This window comes from Escherichia sp. S10b (assembly GCF_028421345.1).
Taxonomy (GTDB): domain Bacteria; phylum Pseudomonadota; class Gammaproteobacteria; order Enterobacterales; family Enterobacteriaceae; genus ECMA0423.
Genome location: NZ_JAHZSO010000058.1, coordinates 1 through 20,199 on the forward strand (window position 1 = coordinate 1; position 20,199 = coordinate 20,199).

The 20,199-nt window shown below is 51.0% G+C and carries 24 protein-coding genes; 15 read left to right on the top strand and 9 right to left on the bottom strand.

Translation table 11 applies throughout. The annotated features are described in order from the left end of the window. The 7 genes from FTE26_RS05460 to gstA all read left to right on the top strand — a co-directional run. The coding region (locus FTE26_RS05460) for a hypothetical protein (protein ID WP_001404299.1) at window positions 1–279 on the top strand (279 nt) is incomplete at its 5' end. After that, on the top strand, window positions 280–1,338 hold the full coding sequence (gene rsxD / locus FTE26_RS05465; RefSeq protein WP_000231922.1) for an electron transport complex subunit RsxD: 1,059 nt from the start codon (window positions 280–282) through the stop codon (window positions 1,336–1,338). 3 nt (window positions 1,339–1,341) lie between these two features. Then, complete coding sequence (rsxG, locus tag FTE26_RS05470; protein ID WP_000920784.1) at window positions 1,342–1,962, top strand: electron transport complex subunit RsxG; 621 nt, start codon at window positions 1,342–1,344, stop codon at window positions 1,960–1,962. A gap of 3 nt (window positions 1,963–1,965) precedes the next feature. Beyond that, the gene (gene rsxE, locus FTE26_RS05475; protein WP_001289657.1) at window positions 1,966–2,661 is read left to right on the top strand and encodes an electron transport complex subunit RsxE; all 696 of its coding nucleotides are present in this window, start codon (window positions 1,966–1,968) and stop codon (window positions 2,659–2,661) included. Next, on the top strand, window positions 2,661–3,296 hold the full coding sequence (gene nth / locus FTE26_RS05480; protein WP_001030339.1) for an endonuclease III: 636 nt from the start codon (window positions 2,661–2,663) through the stop codon (window positions 3,294–3,296). Before rsxE ends, nth begins: the two co-directional genes overlap by 1 nt. Before the next feature lie 610 nt (window positions 3,297–3,906). Beyond that, a complete protein-coding gene (gene dtpA, locus FTE26_RS05485; RefSeq protein ID WP_000100931.1) occupies window positions 3,907–5,409 on the top strand; it encodes a dipeptide/tripeptide permease DtpA in 1,503 nt (500 codons plus the stop codon). A 105-nt stretch (window positions 5,410–5,514) separates the two neighbouring features. Then, the gene (gstA, locus tag FTE26_RS05490) at window positions 5,515–6,120 is read left to right on the top strand and encodes a glutathione transferase GstA (RefSeq protein WP_000765749.1); all 606 of its coding nucleotides are present in this window, start codon (window positions 5,515–5,517) and stop codon (window positions 6,118–6,120) included. 43 nt (window positions 6,121–6,163) lie between these two features. On the opposite strand, the gene pdxY is transcribed toward gstA, so the two are convergent. From pdxY to anmK, 5 genes are all read right to left on the bottom strand, one after another. Then, window positions 6,164–7,027, bottom strand: coding sequence for a pyridoxal kinase (gene pdxY, locus FTE26_RS05495; protein ID WP_001348287.1), 864 nt, complete (start codon window positions 7,025–7,027; stop codon window positions 6,164–6,166). Between the two features lie 58 nt (window positions 7,028–7,085). Then, complete coding sequence (gene tyrS / locus FTE26_RS05500) at window positions 7,086–8,360, bottom strand: tyrosine--tRNA ligase (protein ID WP_001367866.1); 1,275 nt, start codon at window positions 8,358–8,360, stop codon at window positions 7,086–7,088. Window positions 8,361–8,488: 128 nt separating this feature from the next. Next, window positions 8,489–9,145, bottom strand: coding sequence for a pyridoxamine 5'-phosphate oxidase (gene pdxH / locus FTE26_RS05505; protein ID WP_001282313.1), 657 nt, complete (start codon window positions 9,143–9,145; stop codon window positions 8,489–8,491). Between the two features lie 58 nt (window positions 9,146–9,203). Next, the gene (gene mliC, locus FTE26_RS05510; protein ID WP_000061968.1) at window positions 9,204–9,533 is read right to left on the bottom strand and encodes a C-type lysozyme inhibitor; all 330 of its coding nucleotides are present in this window, start codon (window positions 9,531–9,533) and stop codon (window positions 9,204–9,206) included. A gap of 97 nt (window positions 9,534–9,630) precedes the next feature. Next, entirely contained in the window at window positions 9,631–10,740 is a 1,110-nt protein-coding gene (anmK, locus tag FTE26_RS05515; protein ID WP_000835077.1) for an anhydro-N-acetylmuramic acid kinase, read from the bottom strand. A gap of 273 nt (window positions 10,741–11,013) precedes the next feature. On the opposite strand from anmK, the gene slyB reads away from it, so the two are divergent. Beyond that, complete coding sequence (gene slyB, locus FTE26_RS05520; RefSeq protein ID WP_000597196.1) at window positions 11,014–11,481, top strand: outer membrane lipoprotein SlyB; 468 nt, start codon at window positions 11,014–11,016, stop codon at window positions 11,479–11,481. A gap of 46 nt (window positions 11,482–11,527) precedes the next feature. On the opposite strand, the gene slyA is transcribed toward slyB, so the two are convergent. Continuing rightward, window positions 11,528–11,962 carry a transcriptional regulator SlyA gene (slyA, locus tag FTE26_RS05525; protein WP_001296943.1) on the bottom strand — a complete coding sequence of 145 codons (435 nt, stop codon included), beginning with the start codon at window positions 11,960–11,962 and terminating at the stop codon, window positions 11,528–11,530. A 200-nt stretch (window positions 11,963–12,162) separates the two neighbouring features. Here slyA and FTE26_RS05530 point away from each other — a divergent pair, with 200 nt between their 5' ends. Genes FTE26_RS05530 through FTE26_RS05540 form a run of 3 tightly spaced genes read left to right on the top strand, consistent with a single transcriptional unit; the run spans window position 12,163 to window position 15,271 of the window. Further along, window positions 12,163–12,399, top strand: a complete 237-nt coding sequence (locus FTE26_RS05530) for a DUF1656 domain-containing protein (RefSeq protein WP_000670998.1) — start codon at window positions 12,163–12,165, stop codon at window positions 12,397–12,399. A gap of 2 nt (window positions 12,400–12,401) precedes the next feature. Next, entirely contained in the window at window positions 12,402–13,259 is an 858-nt protein-coding gene (locus FTE26_RS05535; protein ID WP_001296942.1) for an efflux RND transporter periplasmic adaptor subunit, read from the top strand. Then, window positions 13,259–15,271 (top strand): FUSC family protein, encoded by a 2,013-nt coding sequence (locus FTE26_RS05540; RefSeq protein WP_000994280.1) that lies wholly within the window; start codon window positions 13,259–13,261, stop codon window positions 15,269–15,271. The genes FTE26_RS05535 and FTE26_RS05540 overlap by 1 nt, the downstream gene beginning before the upstream one ends. On the opposite strand, the gene sodC is transcribed toward FTE26_RS05540, so the two are convergent. The 3 genes from sodC to FTE26_RS05555 all read right to left on the bottom strand — a co-directional run bounded on the left by sodC (window position 15,272) and on the right by FTE26_RS05555 (window position 17,058). Continuing rightward, on the bottom strand, window positions 15,272–15,793 hold the full coding sequence (sodC, locus tag FTE26_RS05545) for a superoxide dismutase [Cu-Zn] SodC (protein ID WP_001296937.1): 522 nt from the start codon (window positions 15,791–15,793) through the stop codon (window positions 15,272–15,274). Window positions 15,794–15,873: 80 nt separating this feature from the next. Beyond that, on the bottom strand, window positions 15,874–16,770 hold the full coding sequence (locus tag FTE26_RS05550; RefSeq protein WP_000250661.1) for an aldo/keto reductase: 897 nt from the start codon (window positions 16,768–16,770) through the stop codon (window positions 15,874–15,876). A 48-nt stretch (window positions 16,771–16,818) separates the two neighbouring features. Beyond that, window positions 16,819–17,058 carry a DUF1289 domain-containing protein gene (locus tag FTE26_RS05555; protein ID WP_000840481.1) on the bottom strand — a complete coding sequence of 80 codons (240 nt, stop codon included), beginning with the start codon at window positions 17,056–17,058 and terminating at the stop codon, window positions 16,819–16,821. Between the two features lie 102 nt (window positions 17,059–17,160). Between FTE26_RS05555 and nemR the strand changes: the two genes are divergently transcribed. The 4 genes from nemR to rnt all read left to right on the top strand — a co-directional run bounded on the left by nemR (window position 17,161) and on the right by rnt (window position 20,132). Next, window positions 17,161–17,760: a DNA-binding transcriptional regulator NemR gene (nemR, locus tag FTE26_RS05560; RefSeq protein ID WP_001032932.1), complete on the top strand. Its 600-nt coding sequence runs from the start codon at window positions 17,161–17,163 to the stop codon at window positions 17,758–17,760. A gap of 36 nt (window positions 17,761–17,796) precedes the next feature. Beyond that, window positions 17,797–18,894, top strand: coding sequence for an N-ethylmaleimide reductase (gene nemA / locus FTE26_RS05565; protein ID WP_000093584.1), 1,098 nt, complete (start codon window positions 17,797–17,799; stop codon window positions 18,892–18,894). An 80-nt stretch (window positions 18,895–18,974) separates the two neighbouring features. Next, entirely contained in the window at window positions 18,975–19,382 is a 408-nt protein-coding gene (gene gloA, locus FTE26_RS05570) for a lactoylglutathione lyase (RefSeq protein WP_001237796.1), read from the top strand. A 102-nt stretch (window positions 19,383–19,484) separates the two neighbouring features. Next, on the top strand, window positions 19,485–20,132 hold the full coding sequence (gene rnt / locus FTE26_RS05575; RefSeq protein ID WP_001282281.1) for a ribonuclease T: 648 nt from the start codon (window positions 19,485–19,487) through the stop codon (window positions 20,130–20,132). Window positions 20,133–20,199 lie beyond the last annotated feature (67 nt).

The window sequence follows — 20,199 nt, forward strand, 5'->3', positions numbered from 1 at the left end:
GATCCGCGCAAAGCCGCCGTCGAAGCCGCTATTGCCCGAGCCAAAGCGCGCAAACTGGAACAGCAACAGGCTAATGCGGAACCAGAAGAACAGGTTGATCCGCGCAAAGCCGCCGTCGAAGCCGCTATTGCCCGTGCCAAAGCGCGCAAGCTGGAACAGCAACAGACTAACGCAGAACCAGAAGAACAGGTTGATCCGCGCAAAGCGGCAGTTGCCGCGGCTATTGCCCGCGCTCAGGCCAAAAAAGCCGCCCAGCAGAAGGTTGTAAACGAGGACTAAATGGTATTCAGAATAGCTAGCTCCCCTTATACCCATAACCAGCGCCAGACATCGCGCATTATGCTGTTGGTGTTGCTCGCAGCCGTGCCAGGAATCGCAGCGCAACTGTGGTTTTTTGGTTGGGGTACTCTCGTTCAGATCCTGTTGGCATCGGTTAGTGCTCTGTTAGCCGAAGCTCTCGTACTCAAACTACGCAAGCAGTCGGTAGCCGCAACGTTGAAAGATAACTCAGCATTGCTGACAGGCTTATTGCTGGCGGTAAGTATTCCCCCCCTCGCGCCATGGTGGATGGTCGTGCTGGGTACGGTGTTTGCGGTGATCATCGCTAAACAGTTGTATGGCGGTCTGGGGCAAAACCCGTTTAATCCAGCAATGATTGGTTATGTGGTCTTACTGATCTCCTTCCCGGTGCAGATGACCAGCTGGTTACCGCCACATGAAATTGCGGTCAACATCCCTGGTTTTATCGACGCCATACAGGTTATTTTCAGCGGGCATACCGCCAGTGGTGGTGATATGAACACACTACGCTTAGGTATTGATGGCATTAGTCAGGCGACACCGCTGGATACATTTAAAACCTCTGTCCGTGCCGGTCATTCGGTTGAACAGATTATGCAATATCCGATCTACAGCGGTATTCTGGCGGGCGCTGGTTGGCAATGGGTAAATCTCGCCTGGCTGGCTGGCGGCCTGTGGTTGCTATGGCAGAAAGCGATTCGCTGGCATATTCCCCTCAGCTTCTTAGTAACGCTGGCGTTATGCGCAACGTTGGGCTGGTTGTTCTCACCAGAAACACTGGCAGCACCGCAAATTCATCTGCTGTCTGGTGCGACCATGCTCGGCGCATTCTTTATTTTGACTGACCCGGTTACCGCTTCTACGACCAATCGTGGTCGTCTTATTTTCGGCGCGCTTGCGGGCTTATTAGTCTGGTTGATCCGCAGTTTCGGCGGCTATCCTGACGGCGTGGCTTTTGCCGTCCTGCTGGCGAACATCACGGTTCCTCTGATCGATTACTACACGCGTCCGCGCGTCTACGGCCATCGCAAAGGGTAAACCATGCTGAAAACTATCCGAAAACACGGCATTACGTTAGCGCTATTTGCAGCGGGTTCAACAGGGTTAACTGCGGCCATCAACCAGATGACCAAAACGACGATTGCTGAACAGGCCAGTCTGCAACAAAAGGCATTATTTGATCAGGTGCTGCCAGCCGAACGCTATAACAATGCGCTGGCACAGAGTTGCTATCTGGTAACTGCGCCAGAGTTAGGTAAAGGTGAGCATCGGGTTTACATCGCCAAACAGGATGACAAACCGGTAGCCGCCGTTCTGGAAGCAACCGCGCCAGATGGCTATTCCGGTGCGATTCAGCTGCTGGTGGGAGCCGATTTTAACGGCACGGTACTTGGCACGCGCGTGACAGAGCACCACGAAACGCCAGGGCTTGGCGATAAAATCGAACTGCGCCTTTCTGACTGGATCACCCATTTTGCGGGTAAAAAAATCAGTGGTGCAGATGATGCGCACTGGGCGGTGAAGAAAGATGGTGGTGATTTCGACCAGTTCACCGGCGCGACGATTACTCCCCGCGCGGTGGTTAATGCGGTAAAACGCGCCGGATTGTACGCTCAGACGTTACCGGCACAACTTTCTCAACTTCCTGCCTGTGGAGAATAAAGCGTGAGCGAAATTAAAGACGTTATTGTTCAGGGGTTGTGGAAAAACAACTCTGCGCTGGTCCAGTTGCTCGGCCTTTGTCCTCTGTTGGCGGTCACGTCCACTGCCACTAACGCTCTGGGTTTAGGACTTGCGACTACGCTGGTACTGACGCTGACCAACCTGACCATTTCGACGCTGCGTCACTGGACGCCAGCCGAGATCCGCATTCCCATTTACGTGATGATCATCGCCTCGGTGGTCAGCGCTGTACAGATGCTGATCAACGCCTACGCCTTTGGCCTGTATCAATCATTAGGGATTTTTATTCCGCTGATTGTCACTAACTGTATCGTTGTGGGCCGCGCTGAAGCCTTCGCCGCCAAAAAAGGTCCGGCGCTTTCGGCACTGGACGGCTTTTCAATTGGTATGGGCGCAACCTGCGCCATGTTCGTGCTGGGTTCACTACGCGAAATTATCGGCAATGGCACATTGTTTGACGGTGCAGATGCGCTGTTAGGTAGCTGGGCAAAAGTATTACGCGTGGAAATTTTCCACACCGACTCCCCTTTCCTGCTGGCGATGCTGCCTCCAGGTGCATTTATTGGCCTGGGACTGATGCTGGCAGGAAAATACCTGATTGATGAAAGAATGAAAAAGCGCCGTACTGAAGCAGCTGCCGAACGTGCATTGCCAAACGGTGAAACAGGGAATGTCTGATGAACAAAGCAAAACGCCTGGAGATCCTCACTCGCCTGCGTGAGAACAATCCTCATCCCACCACCGAGCTTAATTTCAGTTCGCCTTTTGAATTGCTGATTGCCGTACTGCTTTCCGCTCAGGCGACCGATGTCAGTGTTAATAAGGCGACGGCGAAACTCTACCCGGTGGCGAATACGCCTGCAGCGATGCTTGAACTGGGCGTTGAAGGGGTGAAAACCTATATCAAAACGATTGGGCTTTATAACAGCAAAGCAGAAAATATCATCAAAACCTGCCGTATCTTGCTGGAGCAGCATAATGGCGAGGTTCCGGAAGATCGTGCTGCGCTTGAAGCCCTGCCCGGCGTAGGTCGTAAAACAGCCAACGTCGTATTAAACACTGCATTCGGCTGGCCGACTATTGCTGTCGACACGCACATTTTCCGCGTTTGTAATCGTACTCAATTTGCGCCGGGGAAAAACGTCGAACAGGTAGAAGAAAAGCTACTGAAAGTGGTTCCGGCAGAGTTTAAAGTCGACTGCCACCATTGGTTGATCCTGCACGGGCGTTATACCTGCATTGCCCGCAAGCCCCGCTGTGGCTCTTGTATTATTGAAGATCTTTGTGAATACAAAGAGAAAGTTGACATCTGAAGAAAAGGGGTAACACCGATTACCCCATTGATAACCTTTCTTTATCCTCTTTTAAAACATCTTTTTAACGTCAATGATGCCATTGCTTAGCGTTACCATCAGGTGATCCGTTTGCGGATAACCAAAAATGCAGGTTAATTGTTTTTTTAATAGCGAAATTTTCTATTCATTCGTGATCAAGATCACGATGCTGTGGCAATGTAAAAACATTGCAAGAATCAGGTTAAAATCATTTAAATTTACACACGCAACAAATATTGACCTACAAAACATTACACTGGCTATTTTTCAGAAACTGGACTATCTCACTAGGAAAAACGCTAAATAGCAGAACATATCGCCGTTAAGCCATCACCCCCCTCTCAGTGCAGTGAAAAAATCTGCCGTTACGTTTTTTGAAAAATTTAACGCTGGATAACATTTCCCGGAATGGTTGAATTCCCCGCCTCAGTTATATGTAACAGATTATTACAAAGGACTTGTCTGAAAGTGCAAGATAGTGAACATTACCTGCCGTTTCCCCTCCCACTATAACAATTGCGCGTATGTTTTTTAGACATAACGCGAGAAAGCACCCCCGTTAATATGGGATGTAAAAAAAGAGGTAAAAGTGTCCACTGCAAACCAAAAACCAACTGAAAGCGTCAGTTTGAACGCTTTCAAACAACCGAAGGCGTTCTATCTCATCTTCTCGATTGAGTTATGGGAACGTTTTGGTTATTACGGCCTACAAGGAATTATGGCTGTTTACCTGGTTAAACAACTGGGTATGTCTGAAGCGGATTCAATCACCCTTTTCTCTTCCTTTAGTGCCCTGGTTTATGGTCTGGTCGCTATCGGCGGCTGGTTAGGTGACAAGGTACTGGGTACTAAACGCGTAATTATGCTCGGCGCTATTGTGCTGGCGATTGGTTATGCTCTGGTTGCCTGGTCTGGTCACGACGCCGGTATCGTTTATATGGGTATGGCGGCTATTGCGGTCGGTAACGGCCTGTTTAAAGCTAACCCGTCTTCTCTGCTTTCTACATGCTATGAGAAAAACGACCCGCGTCTGGACGGTGCATTCACCATGTACTACATGTCCGTCAACATCGGCTCTTTCTTCTCTATGATTGCTACGCCGTGGCTGGCCGCGAAATACGGCTGGAGTGTTGCGTTTGCGTTGAGCGTTGTAGGCCTGCTGATCACTATCGTTAACTTCGCCTTCTGCCAACGCTGGGTTAAACAGTACGGTTCAAAACCAGACTTCGAGCCTATCAACTACCGTAACCTGCTGCTGACCATTATTGGTGTTGTGGCACTGATCGCTATCGCCACCTGGCTGCTGCACAATCAGGAAGTTGCGCGTATGGCGCTGGGCGTTGTTGCCTTCGGTATCGTGGTTATCTTCGGTAAAGAAGCCTTCGCGATGAAAGGTGCTGCGCGTCGTAAAATGATCGTTGCCTTCATCCTGATGCTCGAAGCCATTATCTTCTTCGTGCTGTACAGCCAGATGCCAACGTCACTGAACTTCTTTGCGATTCGTAACGTTGAGCACTCCATTCTGGGTCTGGCCGTAGAACCTGAGCAGTATCAGGCACTGAACCCGTTCTGGATCATCATCGGTAGTCCGATTCTGGCCGCTATCTATAACAAGATGGGCGATACCCTGCCGATGCCAACCAAGTTTGCAATCGGCATGGTGATGTGTTCTGGTGCGTTCCTGATTCTGCCGCTGGGTGCGAAATTCGCGTCTGACGCTGGTATCGTGTCTGTAAGCTGGCTGGTCGCAAGCTATGGCCTGCAGAGCATCGGGGAACTGATGATCTCTGGTCTGGGTCTGGCAATGGTTGCACAACTCGTTCCGCAGCGTCTGATGGGCTTCATTATGGGTAGCTGGTTCCTGACCACTGCCGGTGCAAACCTGATTGGTGGTTATGTTGCGGGTATGATGGCTGTGCCGGATAACGTTACCGACCCGCTGATGTCACTGGAAGTTTATGGTCGCGTATTCTTGCAGATTGGTGTCGCTACTGCCATTATTGCAGTACTGATGCTGCTGACCGCGCCTAAACTGCACCGTATGACGCAGGATGACGCTGCAGACAAAGCGGCGAAAGCTGCTGTAGCGTAAAATTCAGGGAAACTCTTTTACAAGCCGCTAACTTTTCGTTAGCGGCTTTTTTTTTGTTCAGCAACGCACTACCATACTTTAAACCACAGACAAAAGGAGTTACCGATGAAATTGTTCTACAAACCGGGTGCCTGCTCTCTCGCTTCCCATATCACCCTGCGTGAGAGCGGAAAGGATTTTACCCTCGTCAGTGTGGATTTAATGAAAAAACGTCTCGAAAACGGTGACGATTACTTTGCCGTTAACCCTAAGGGGCAGGTGCCTGCATTGCTGCTGGATGACGGTACTTTGCTGACGGAAGGCGTAGCGATTATGCAGTATCTTGCCGACAGCGTCCCCGACCGCCAGTTGCTGGCACCGGTAAACAGTATTTCCCGCTATAAAACCATCGAATGGCTTAATTACATCGCCACCGAGCTGCATAAAGGTTTCACACCTCTGTTTCGCCCTGATACACCGGAAGAGTACAAACCGACAGTTCGCGCGCAGCTGGAGAAGAAGCTGCAATATGTGAACGAGGCACTGAAGGATGAGCACTGGATCTGCGGGCAAAGATTTACAATTGCTGATGCCTATCTGTTTACGGTTCTGCGCTGGGCATACGCGGTGAAACTGAATCTGGAAGGGTTAGAGCACATTGCAGCATTTATGCAACGTATGGCTGAACGTCCGGAAGTACAAGACGCGCTGTCAGCGGAAGGCTTAAAGTAATATCCATCGGCCCACAGGTCGTTGTGGGCCGAAATGAGATATTTCAGAGCTTTGTTGCGCTGAAGTAATGTTCTGGTTTGGCAATACGATCCTGAGCAGCCACCACTTGCAGCTCATATTCCTGCATTGCTTTGGTGGTCACCATGATTTCGTAGACTGCAGCGGTCACATGTTCCAGCGCCTCCTGCAGCGTTGCCCCCTGAAGCAGTTTCACCAGCAGTAAACCGCTCGTCACATCACCAACACCTACCGGCTGGCGCATACCAAAATCCACCAGCGGACGGCTGATATGCCAGGCTTCATCGGCGGTGACCAGCAGCATTTCAAAACGGTCACGGCTGTAGCCAGCTCGCGCCAGGTGTTTAACCAACACAATTTGTGGCCCTTGCGCAATGAGTTCGCGCGCTGCCAGAACCGCTTCTTCGACGTTATTTACCGCATGCTCACAGAGTATTTCCAGCTCAACCAGATTCGGCGCAATGATATCGCTGGCAGGCAAACCGTGCCGCACATGAAACTCTGCGACACCCGGTGCAACGATACAGCCTTTTTCCGGATGACCCATTACCGGATCGCAAAAATATTTCGCCTGCGGATTCGCGGCTTTCACCTGACGGACGATACCGAGGATATGTTCACCCTGCTCCGCCGATCCCAGATAGCCACTTAACACGGCATCACAGGTGTGTAATTTATCAATGGCGGCAATGCCTTGCACAATTTCGGTTAAATGGCCGGGCGGCATCACGCAGCCAGTCCATTTGCCGTATTGGGTGTGATTAGAAAATTGAACGGTGTTCAGCGGCCAGACGTTCGCGCCCAGGCGGCGCATAGGAAACTCTGCCGCACTGTTACCCGCATGACCATAAACAACGTGAGACTGGATAGCGAGAATATTTTTCATCATGTTCCCTGTATAAAAACCAGGGGGAGTGATTTCTCACTCCCCCTTTCCACTTAATGCATTATTTCCAGCAAATCAGACAGTAATTCTTTTTGCCGCGACGCAGTAAGGTAAAACGACCAAACAGACGATCTTCTTCTTTAAAGAAGTATTCAGGATCGGACTGTTTTTCACCGTTAATGGTGATGGCATTGGAGGCGATAGTTTTACGCGCCTGACCACGGGAAGGTTGCAGTTCAGAATCGACCAGCGCCTGCATCAGGTCTGCGCCCTTTTCCATCTCAACCATCGGTACGCCGTCCTGCGCCAGCTGTTCGAAGTCCGCTTCACTCAGCGCACTCAAAGAACCGCTGAACAGGCATTCGGTAATACGTTTTGCCGCCTGTAAACCTTCTTCACCGTGAACCAGACGAGTCACCTGCTCCGCCAGTACATACTGGGCGCGCGGTGCTTTACCGCTGTTTTTATCTTCTTCTTCCAGGGCGTTGATCTCTTCAATGCTCATAAAGGTGAAGAACTTCAGGAAGCGGTAAACGTCGGCATCCGCAGTGTTGATCCAGAACTGGTAGAATTTGTACGGGCTGGTTTTCTTCGGATCCAACCAGACTGCGCCGCCTTCAGTTTTACCAAATTTGGTGCCGTCTGCTTTGGTGATCAGCGGAACGGTCAGGCCAAACACCTGATTCTGATGCAGACGACGGGTCAGGTCGATACCAGAAGTGATGTTACCCCACTGGTCAGAACCACCAATTTGCAGCACCACATCGTACTGTTTGTTCAGACAGGCGAAGTCATAACCCTGCAACAGGTTGTAGGAAAACTCAGTGAACGAAATCCCCTGATCTTCACGGTTGAGACGCTGCTTAACCGCTTCTTTGTTGATCATCTGGTTAACGGAGAAGTGTTTGCCAATATCGCGCAGGAAGGTCAGCACATTCATATTGCCGAACCAGTCATAGTTGTTCGCCGCGATAGCAGAGTTTTCTCCACAGTCGAAATCGAGGAACGGGGCAACCTGCTTACGGATTTTGTCCACCCACTCCTGAACAGTTTCTTCGGTGTTCAGCTTACGCTCGGCAGCTTTGAAGCTCGGGTCGCCAATCAGACCCGTCGCGCCGCCTACCAGCGCAACCGGCTTGTGGCCCGCCTGCTGGAAGCGTTTCAGGCATAACAATGGAACAAGATGCCCCAAATGCAAGCTGTCAGCGGTAGGATCGAAGCCGCAATAGAGCGCGATCGGGCCTTGCGCCAGTCGCTCTGCTAACGCTTCCTCGTCCGTCACCTGGGCTACCAGCCCCCGCTCTTGCAATTGTTTAATCAAGTTACTGCTTGCCATCAAAATCTCCATGTATATAACGACTGCACCTTTGCCGGTACACGACTTTTCGCCAGATGCGAAAGAGACATAGAATAAAGTGCCAGAATCAGGAGTACCAGCGATTAAAGCAAGATTTTTGCATCTTTTCAGGGTGCAAGACGATCAATCTTCCACGCATCATTTTCACGCTGGTACAAAAAGCGGTCATGCAGGCGATGCTCACCGCCCTGCCAGAACTCAATCTGTTCAAGGCTGACGCGAAAACCGCCCCAAAAGCTCGGCAATGGCACTTCGCCCTGTTGAAACTTCTGCTTCAGCTCCAGGAATTTACTTTCAAGGATACCGCGGGCAGAAATGCGACTGGACTGCTTCGAAACCCATGCACCAATCTGGCTATCACGCGGGCGGCTATGAAAATATTTCATCACTTCGAGAGTCGAAAGTCGTTCTGCTTTACCGATCACCATCACCTGGCGTTCAAGGGTATGCCACGGGAACAGCAGGCTAACGCGCGGATTATTTTCAATTTGATGTGCTTTACGGCTACCGAGGTTGGTGTAAAACACCATGCCTTTTTCGTCGTAATGTTTGAGTAAAACGATGCGCTGATAAGGCTGAGCATGTTCATCCACGGTAGCGACCACCATCGCGGTAGGGTCTGCCAGTTTGGCTTCACACGCCTGAGAGAGCCAACGTTCAAAAAGGGTTAATGGATCGGCGGGAAGATCGCGACGGCGTAACCCGCCTTTGGTGTATTCACGGCGCAGATGCGCGATTTGCTGCAATTCGTCGTTATCAGACATGGTTTTCTTTACGGATTGTCAGTGGGTGACGCTATTGTGCGCCGCCCCTGGAAAAATCTCAACGCTGTGGATTTTGTAACTGACAGTTATTCAATACGATGCGGTCGCGTTTATAGACAGTCGCTTCATCGCCTTTCGACCAGAAAACATAGATTCCGTCAGTGTAACGTGCACCAGACGCTGAAATGCCCTGTTTGAGATGCAGTAGTTGATTATCGTAAACAAAACTGACTTCCTGGCGCGGATTATTCAGTTTGACCGTCAACGGTTTTTCATCACACTGGTATTCCAGCGTAGCGGTTTGCATGTGCTCAACCAGTTGATTGAACGCGCTACAGCCGGTGAGAAGCACCGGCAAACAGATCAGTAACAGTTTTTTCATAGACATTTCCCGAAGACTTTCCTGGTCTGGAGGGCAATACGCCCTCCCTAACGTTCCAAGTGTAACGGCAGACGCGGTAAGAAAAATTCAGTTAACTCTGATATCACGGGTTAGCAGGGAAAATAGCCCCCAGTACCGTCTCCTGGCTTGCGCCAGTGACGGAAGGCAGATTTCCTGGTAATCCCGCCAGCGTCCGCCAGGCAAGCCAGGCGAAAGCCAATGCTTCCATGTCATCGCCACTAATGCCAACGGCATCGGTGGTGGTGACTTCTGTGCCTGGCAGTAATGCCGCCAGACGCGCCATGAGTAGCGGATTACGACTACCTCCACCACATACCATCAATCGTTCGCAGCCACCGCTCAACAAAACTTGTTCAGAAATGGTCACGGCGGTGAGTTCTGCCAGTGTGGCCTGAACATCACGGGGATCAACACCCGGAAAATGGCGTAAATGGCGCTCCAGCCAGCCGTAGTTAAAGTATTCGCGTCCGGTGCTTTTCGGTGCAGGTTGCGAGAAATATGGGTCGCTGAGCATATTTTGCAGCAGTGGGAGAATAACTTTACCCGCCCGTGCCCACTCGGCATCTTTATCGTAAGGTTTACCGGCCTGACGCCAGATCCAGGCATCCATCAGCATGTTACCAGGACCGGTATCGTAGCCGCCAACCGGCTGCCCAGGAATGAGCAGTGACAGATTGGCGATGCCGCCAATATTGAGCACCATTCGTCGCTCGGTTGGGTGAGCCAGCAAGGCATGATGGAACGCAGGTACCAGCGGTGCGCCTTGTCCTCCCAAGGCAATATCGCGACGGCGAAAATCACCGACAACCGTAATTCCGGTGCGTGCCACAATTTGATTGTTATCGCCAATCTGTAAAGTGTGTGGTGCCACGCCCGTCGGTTCATGCCAGACGGTTTGACCGTGACAGCCGATCGCAACTATATCTCTCGCCTGCAGGTTTTGTTCCTTAAGCAAGGCATTGACCGCATCAGCAAAAAGTCGCCCGAGTTGAGTATCAAGCTGTCCAAACTGCGAAAGTGTAAGCTGCTGGCCCTGGCAAATATCCAGTACAGCCTGTTTCAGAGACACCGGGATCGGCCAGCTCAAGCTTGCCAGCTGTGCGACCCGGTGTTCATCTATTGTCGCCAACACAACATCAACACCATCAAGGCTGGTGCCTGACATAACGCCAATAAAGCGGCCCGATTTCATAGTTCATCCTTTTTCAATCTGACGTTTGCGCACCACTCAAACATAAACTTTTCGTGAATACCATGCGGAATGACCGATTTTTACCGTTGGTAGTAAAACATTATCTTCAAATCAATAATCATAATGAATGTTTTGTTTATAATTGGTTGATCCTACTTTCATTATGATTTGCTCATATTTGGTAGAACATGTAACCATGGATTCACATATGCCATATACTTTGACCATGAGGGATGCTTGCGTGGCGTTTCATGGTGAACAGGAGATTTTTCAATGATTAAACGCGTATTGGTTGTTTCAATGGTAGGTCTGTCTCTTGTCGGTTGTGTTAATAACGACACCCTGTCAGGGGATGTTTATACCGCTTCTGAAGCGAAACAAGTACAGAATGTCAGCTATGGCACCATCGTTAACGTACGTCCGGTACAGATTCAGGGCGGTGATGATTCCAACGTTATCGGTGCAATTGGCGGTGCTGTTCTTGGTGGTTTCCTGGGGAATACTGTTGGTGGCGGAACCGGGCGTTCTCTGGCTACTGCAGCAGGCGCTGTTGCAGGTGGCGTAGCTGGTCAGGGCGTACAGAGTGCAATGAACAAAACGCAGGGTGTCGAGCTGGAAATTCGTAAAGACGATGGTAATACCATCATGGTGGTACAGAAACAAGGCAACACTCGTTTCTCTCCGGGCCAACGTGTCGTACTGGCCAGCAATGGCAGTCAGGTGACCGTTTCTCCGCGCTAAATAAGTTTGCGTGTGGTCAGGTTACTGACCACACGCCCCCTTCATTTCACCCTTTGGCCTGTAACTCAATGATATTATGCTCAAGTTTTGCGATGAGCGTAATCAGTTGCTCCAGTTCCTCTGCGGAGATGCCATGTAATATTTCCGCGCGGGTTTTGTTAATAACAGCTTCCATTTCGCTGATCAGTGGCTCTGCCTTTTCCGTCAGTTTAATACGTTTAGCCCGACGATCGCTGGCACAAGTTTGACGCGAAATTAACCCTTTTTCTTCCAGTTGGTCCAGAGTACGGACCAGTGATGGCTGCTCGATGCCAATCGCTTTTGCCAGTTGAATTTGCGACTGGTCTGGAGGTAACTGATGGATATTGTGTAACGTAACCCAATGGGTTTGTGTTAACTCCAGCGGTTTCAGGCGATGGTCTATCAGAGCACGCCATATGCGCACCAACCGTGCCAGATCAGAACCTAGTGGCGATTCCAATTTCATCTCCTTATAATTAGCTTGCTAAGATATTATGCGGCTTTTAGAATAGTGTGCAGCAATTGTATTGCTAAAACAAATGTATTGCTGCATTTGGTTACCGTCAGACATATTTTTCAGAAATTGCGCGTAAATTTTTCGCACTTAAAGAATATTTATTAATCTAACGCAATATATTCGGTCGTAAAGGAATCTACTTTGTGAAGTTTATGCTCAATGCAACAGGATTGCCCTTACAAGATCTGGTGTTCGGTGCGTCCGTCTATTTTCCTCCGTTTTTCAAAGCCTTCGCGTTTGGATTCGTCATCTGGCTTGTCGTACACCGCCTGCTTCGTGGCTGGATCTACGCCGGTGACATCTGGCATCCCTTGTTAATGGATTTATCGCTGTTTGCGATTTGCGTTTGCCTTGCTCTGGCAATACTGATTGCGTGGTAACTATGTCAATTAAAACAATTAAGTATTTCTCAACAATCATTGTAGCGATAGTTGCGGTTCTTGCCGGATGGTGGCTGTGGAATTATTACATGCAATCTCCGTGGACACGCGACGGGAAAATACGCGCAGAAAAGGTTTCTATCACCCCACAGGTGTCGGGACGTATTGTTGAGCTGAATATAAAAGACAACCAACTGGTTAACGCGGGGGATCTTCTGCTCACGATCGATAAAACGCCCTTTCAGATCGCCGAGCTGAACGCACAGGCTCAGCTGGCGAAAGCGCAATCTGACCTCGCAAAAGCCAATAACGAAGCGAATCGTCGTCGTCATCTCTCACAAAATTTTATTTCTGCCGAAGAACTCGATACCGCTAACCTCAATGTTAAAGCGATGCAGGCCAGTGTTAATGCCGCACAGGCCACGCTGAAACAGACACAATGGCAACTGGCGCAAACGGAAATTCGCGCCCCGGTGAGTGGTTGGGTGACTAACCTCACTACCCGCATCGGCGATTACGCTGACACCGGGAAACCGCTGTTTGCCCTTGTCGACAGCCACTCGTTTTACGTCATTGGTTATTTTGAAGAAACCAAGTTGCGCCATATCCGCGAAGGTGCACCAGCACAAATTACTCTCTATAGTGATAACAAAACGTTACGGGGTCACGTTTCCAGTATCGGTCGGGCGATTTATGATCAAAGCGTTGAAAGTGACTCAAGCCTTATTCCGGATGTGAAACCTAACGTCCCCTGGGTTCGTCTCGCCCAACGCGTTCCCGTCCGCTTTGCGCTGGATAAAGTTCCAGGCGATGTCACGCTGGTGTCGGGCACCACCTGTAGCATTGCCGTAGGTCAATAATGAACGCATCGTCATGGTCCTTGCGCAATTTGCCCTGGTTCAAGGCCACGCTGGCGCAATGGCGTTATGCGTTACGCAATACCATTGCCATGTGTCTGGCGCTGACGGTTGCCTATTATTTGAATCTGGATGAACCCTATTGGGCGATGACCTCGGCTGCAGTGGTTAGCTTTCCCACCGTTGGCGGTGTCATCAGCAAAAGCCTCGGACGCATCGCTGGCAGTTTACTGGGAGCCATTGCGGCACTGCTTCTTGCCGGGCATACGCTCAATGAGCCGTGGTTTTTTCTATTGAGCATGTCGGCGTGGCTTGGCTTTTGTACCTGGGCCTGTGCGCACTTCACGAATAACGTCGCGTATGCATTTCAACTGGCGGGCTACACGGCTGCCATCATCGCCTTTCCGATGGTTAATATTACTGAGGCCAGCCAGCTGTGGGATATCGCTCAGGCGCGCGTTTGCGAGGTGATAGTCGGTATTTTGTGCGGCGGCATGATGATGATGATCCTGCCTAGCAGTTCCGATGCTACAGCCCTTTTAACCGCATTGAAAAACATGCACGCCCGATTACTGGAACATGCCAGTTTACTCTGGCAGCCTGAAACAAACGATGCCATTCGTGCAGCACATGAGGGGGTGATTGGGCAGATACTGACCATGAATTTGCTGCGTATCCAGGCTTTCTGGAGCCACTATCGTTTTCGCCAGCAAAACGCGCGCCTTAATGCGCTACTCCACCAGCAATTACGTATGACCAGTGTCATCTCCAGCCTGCGACGTATGTTGCTCAACTGGCCCTCACCGCCAGGTGCCACGCGAGAAATTCTCGAACAATTGCTGACGGCGCTCGCCAGTTCGCAAACAGATGCTTACACCGTCGCACGTATTATCGCCCCGCTACGCCCGACCAACGTCGCCGACTACCGGCACGTCGCCTTCTGGCAGCGACTACGTTATTTTTGCCGCCTTTATCTGCAAAGTAGTCAGGAATTACATCGTCTGCAAAGCGGTGTAGATGATCATGCCAGACTCGCACGGACATCCGCTCTGGCTCGTCATACCGACAACGCCGAAGCTATGTGGAGCGGGCTGCGTACATTTTGTACGTTGATGATGATTGGCGCATGGAGTATTGCATCGCAATGGGATGCCGGTGCCAATGCATTAACGCTGGCAGCAATTAGCTGCGTACTCTACTCCGCCGTCGCAGCACCGTTTAAGTCGTTGTCACTGCTGATGCGCACGCTGGTGTTACTTTCGCTATTCAGCTTTGTGGTCAAATTTGGCCTGATGGTCCAGATTAGCGATCTGTGGCAATTTTTACTGTTTCTCTTTCCACTGCTGGCGACAATGCAGCTTCTTAAATTGCAGATGCCCAAATTTGCCGCACTGTGGGGGCAACTGATTGTTTTTATGGGTTCGTTTATCGCTGTCACTAATCCCCCGGTGTATGATTTTGCTGATTTTCTTAACGATAATCTGGCAAAAATCGTTGGCGTTGCGCTGGCTTGGCTAGCGTTCGCCATTCTGCGTCCAGGATCGGATGCTCGTAAAAGCCGCCGCCATATTCGCGCGCTGCGCCGGGATTTTGTCGATCAGCTAAGCCGCCATCCAACACTGAGTGAAAGCGAATTTGAATCGCTCACTTATCATCACGTCAGTCAGTTGAGTAACAGCCAGGATGCGCTGGCTCGCCGTTGGTTATTACGCTGGGGTGTAGTGCTGCTGAACTGTTCTCATGTTGTCTGGCAATTGCGCGACTGGGAATCGCGTTCCGATCCGTTATCGCGAGTACGGGATAACTGTATTTCACTGTTGCGGGGAGTGATGAGTGAGCGTGGCGTTCAGCAAAAATCACTGGCGGCCACACTTGAAGAATTACAGCGGATTTGCGACAGCCTTGCCCGTCATCATCAACCTGCCGCCCGTGAGCTGGCGGCAATTGTCTGGCGGCTGTACTGCTCGCTTTCGCAACTTGAGCAAGCACCACCGCAAGGTACGCTGGCCTCTTAATTACTTAATTACACCACAGGCATAGCGTTCACCGCCACCGCCCAGCGGTTTAGGTTGATCGGACATATTATCGCCGCCAACGTGGACCATCAGCGCTTTGTCTTTGATTTCATCCAGTGATTTCAGACGAGGCGCGATGACGGCATCGGTAGCTTTGCCGTCATTATTGACGACCAGTGCAGGCAGATCGCCTAAATGCCCGGCACCTTCTGGCCCTTCATGTTTACCGGTATTTTGTGGATCAAGATGCCCGCCTGCGGATTCCGCGGCGCTGGCTTTGCCATCTTTGGTGGCTGGCTGGCAGCTTCCCTTGGCATGAATATGGAAGCCATGTTCACCGGGGGGTAATGCTTTCAGATCGGGCGAAAACTCCAGACCTTTATCGGTTTCAGTAATGGTGACGCTACCAATTGACTGCCCTACCCCTTGCGACGTGACGAGGTTCATCTCGACTTTTTCACTGGCAGCTTGTGCGCCGGTTGCAACAACCAGCGCCAGAATAGCCAGACTAAAACGTTTCATAGGACCTCCGTTCATTGTGCATTCCTGAATAAGTGTAAACCAGTGACACATTTTTGAACGGCGGCTATTCCTAAAAGTGCTTACGGTACGTCGTACCCCAGTGCCGCTTTACGGATACGAAACCATTGTTGACGGGTCATTTTCAGTGTTTCTGCTTCGACAGCTGCCCGTACGCGCTCAATTTTACCTGAACCGATAATTGGCAGCGGCTGCGATGGTAAACGTAATACCCAGGCGTAAACCACCTGTTCAATCGAGCCCGCGTTTAACTCCTCTGCCACCACAGCCAGTTCATCACGCAGCTGCTGGAAATAATCATCATTAAACAGACGACCACCACCAAGGCAGGACCACGCCATCGGACGAACACGCAGTTGTTGTAGTTGGTCGAGCGTGCCATCCAGCAGTAACGGCTGATGCACCGGGGATATTTCCACCTGATTAGTGGCAAGGGTAAACGGCAGACGTGATTGCAACAGGGCAAATTGCGCAGGCGTAAAGTTCGATACGCCAAAATGACGCACTTTGCCGCTCTGATGCAGATGTTTGAACGCGTCCGCCACTTCATCGGCATCCATTAACGGGTCTGGTCGGTGGATTAACAGCAGATCCAGATGATCGGTCGCGAGATTAATTAGCGACTGTTCGGCGCTCTTAATGATGTGATCGCGGTCAGTGATGTAATGACCAATGACGTTTTCTTCACGCGCGGTCGTCGCGATACCGCATTTACTGACGATTTCCATCCGTTCACGCAGGTGAGGTGCCAGTTTCAGTGCCTCGCCAAACGCCGCTTCGCACTGATAGCCACCATAAATATCAGCATGGTCCACGGTGGTCACGCCGAGATCCAGATGCTCTTCAATAAAACTGACCAGCTGGCGGGCGGACATATTCCAGTCCATCAATCGCCAGTAGCCCATCACAAAACGGGAAAACTCCGGGCCTTGCGGCGCAATAGTAATACGCTGAACCATAATCGCTTCCTCTTATCAGATATGAGAGGAGTATACGCAAGATTAGGTTCAAAAGAGTGATGGTTGCTCCGGTTCGTCTGATGACGCTGGCTTATTTGCGCGTAATTTGCGCATTAATCGCTGCCGACAAAGGCGCAGCACCTCTTGTTTTTCGCCATCGCTCATTTTATTCCAGTTAAAACGCTCATCACGACTACGAAAACAGCCGCGACAAAACCCGCGTTCGTCAGACTGGCAAATTCCCCGGCACGGGCTCTGGACGGGAAAGAACTCTAATTGCTCCGCCACTTCGCCCTCCTCAGATAAGATTATTACCATTATTGAAGCTGTTAATGTCCAAAGTAGCAACTTTGCTTGCACTAGACCGACTGGTCTACTACACTCCAACGCATGAACAAACACACCGAACATGATACTCGCGAACATCTCCTGGCGACGGGCGAGCAACTTTGCCTGCAACGTGGATTCACCGGGATGGGGCTAAGCGAATTACTAAAAACCGCTGAAGTGCCGAAAGGGTCCTTCTATCACTACTTTCGCTCTAAAGAAGCGTTTGGCGTTGCCATGCTTGAGCGTCATTACGCCGCATATCACCAGCGACTGACTGAGTTGCTGCAATCCGGCGAAGGTAACTACCGCGACCGCATACTGGCTTATTACCAGCAAACACTGAACCAGTTTTGCCAACATGGAACCATCAATGGTTGCCTGACAGTAAAACTCTCTGCCGAAGTGTGCGATCTGTCAGAAGATATGCGCAGCGCGATGGATAAAGGTGCTCGCGGCGTGATCGCCCTGCTCTCTCAGGCGCTGGAAAATGGCCGTGAGAACCATTGTTTAACCTTTTGTGGCGAACCGCTACAACAGGCACAAGTGCTTTACGCACTATGGCTGGGTGCGAATCTGCAGGCCAAAATTTCGCGCAGTTTCGAGCCACTGGAAAACGCGCTGGCCCATGTAAAAAACATTATTGCGACGCCTGCCGTTTAGCAGGCATTTTTTATCACCAGACGACCGGGAGCCTTTATGTCATCTGAAAAACTGTATTCCCCACTGAAAGTGGGCGCGATCACGGCGGCAAACCGTATTTTTATGGCACCGCTGACGCGTCTGCGCAGTATTGAACCGGGTGACATTCCTACCCCGTTGATGGCGGAATACTATCGCCAACGTGCCAGTGCCGGTTTGATTATTAGTGAAGCCACGCAAATTTCTGCCCAGGCAAAAGGATATGCAGGTGCGCCTGGCATCCATAGTCCGGAGCAAATTGCCGCATGGAAAAAAATCACCGCTGGCGTTCATGCTGAAAATGGTCATATGGCCGTGCAGCTGTGGCACACCGGACGCATTTCTCACGCCAGCCTGCAACCTGGCGGTCAGGCACCGGTAGCGCCTTCAGCACTTAGCGCGGGAACACGTACTTCTCTGCGCGATGAAAATGGTCAGGCGATCCGTGTTGAAACATCCATGCCGCGTGCGCTTGAACTGGAAGAGATTCCAGGTATCGTCAATGATTTCCGTCAGGCCATTGCTAACGCGCGTGAAGCCGGTTTTGATCTGGTAGAGCTCCACTCTGCTCACGGTTATTTGCTGCATCAGTTCCTTTCTCCTTCTTCAAACCATCGTACCGATCAGTACGGCGGCAGCGTGGAAAATCGCGCACGTCTGGTACTGGAAGTGGTCGATGCCGGGATTGAAGAATGGGGTGCCGATCGCATTGGCATTCGCGTTTCGCCAATCGGTACTTTCCAGAACACGGATAACGGCGCGAAGGAAGAAGCCGATGCACTGTATCTGATTGAACAACTGGGTAAACGCGGCATTGCTTATCTGCATATGTCAGAACCAGATTGGGCGGGGGGTGAACCGTATACTGATGCGTTCCGCGAAAAAGTACGCGCCCGTTTCCACGGTCCGATTATCGGCGCAGGTGCATACACAGTAGAAAAAGCTGAAACGCTGATCGGCAAAGGGTTAATTGATGCGGTGGCATTTGGTCGTGACTGGATTGCGAACCCGGATCTGGTCGCCCGCTTGCAGCGCAAAGCTGAGCTTAACCCACAGCGTGCCGAAAGTTTCTACGGTGGCGGCGCGGAAGGCTATACCGATTACCCGACGTTGTAATCCAACATTGCGAGCGGCGTAAAGCCGCCGCTATACTAAAACAACATTTTGAATCTGTTAGCCATTTTGAGGATAAAAAGATGCGTCTTCTTCATACCATGCTGCGCGTTGGCGATCTGCAACGCTCCATCGATTTTTATACCAAAGTGCTGGGCATGAAACTGCTGCGTACCAGCGAAAACCCGGAATACAAATACTCACTGGCGTTTGTTGGCTACGGCCCGGAAACCGAAGAAGCGGTGATTGAACTGACCTACAACTGGGGCGTGGATAAATACGAACTCGGCACTGCTTATGGTCACATCGCGCTTAGCGTAGATAACGCCGCTGAAGCGTGCGAAAAAATCCGTCAAAACGGGGGTAACGTGACCCGTGAAGCGGGTCCGGTAAAAGGCGGTACTACGGTTATCGCGTTTGTGGAAGATCCGGACGGTTACAAAATTGAGTTAATCGAAGAGAAAGACGCCGGTCGCGGTCTGGGCAACTAATCTCCTGCCGGGCGTGAACTCATCGCGCCCGCATCTTTACTGCATCGACAAGTAATATTTGTCATAATGCGCGCTGCAATTTATCCGTATTAAGAGAATCAGATGTCCGATAACGCTCAACTTACCGGTCTGTGCGACCGTTTTCGTGGTTTTTATCCTGTTGTGATCGATGTTGAAACAGCCGGATTTAACGCCAAAACCGATGCGCTGCTTGAGATTGCCGCCATCACCCTGAAAATGGATGAACAAGGCTGGCTGATGCCGGACACCACATTACATTTCCACGTCGAACCATTTGTCGGCGCAAATTTGCAGCCAGAGGCCCTCGCCTTCAACGGCATTGACCCGAACGATCCCGATCGCGGCGCGGTCAGCGAATACGAGGCGCTGCACGAAATTTTTAAAGTTGTACGTAAAGGTATTAAAGCGAGCGGCTGTAACCGCGCCATTATGGTGGCGCACAATGCCAATTTTGATCACAGCTTTATGATGGCCGCCGCAGAACGCGCCTCACTGAAACGTAACCCGTTCCACCCTTTCGCCACTTTTGACACTGCTGCACTGGCCGGGCTGGCACTCGGACAAACCGTATTGTCAAAGGCTTGCCAGACCGCTGGCATGGACTTCGACAGCACCCAGGCGCACTCCGCGCTGTACGACACCGAACGCACTGCTGTGCTGTTTTGTGAAATCGTCAACCGCTGGAAACGTCTGGGAGGCTGGCCGCTACCTGCCGCCGAAGAGGTGTAATCGAGTCGATGCCTGATGACATGCAATGATTCAGGCATCTATAGTGAGGCTATTCCACGCATCAAGC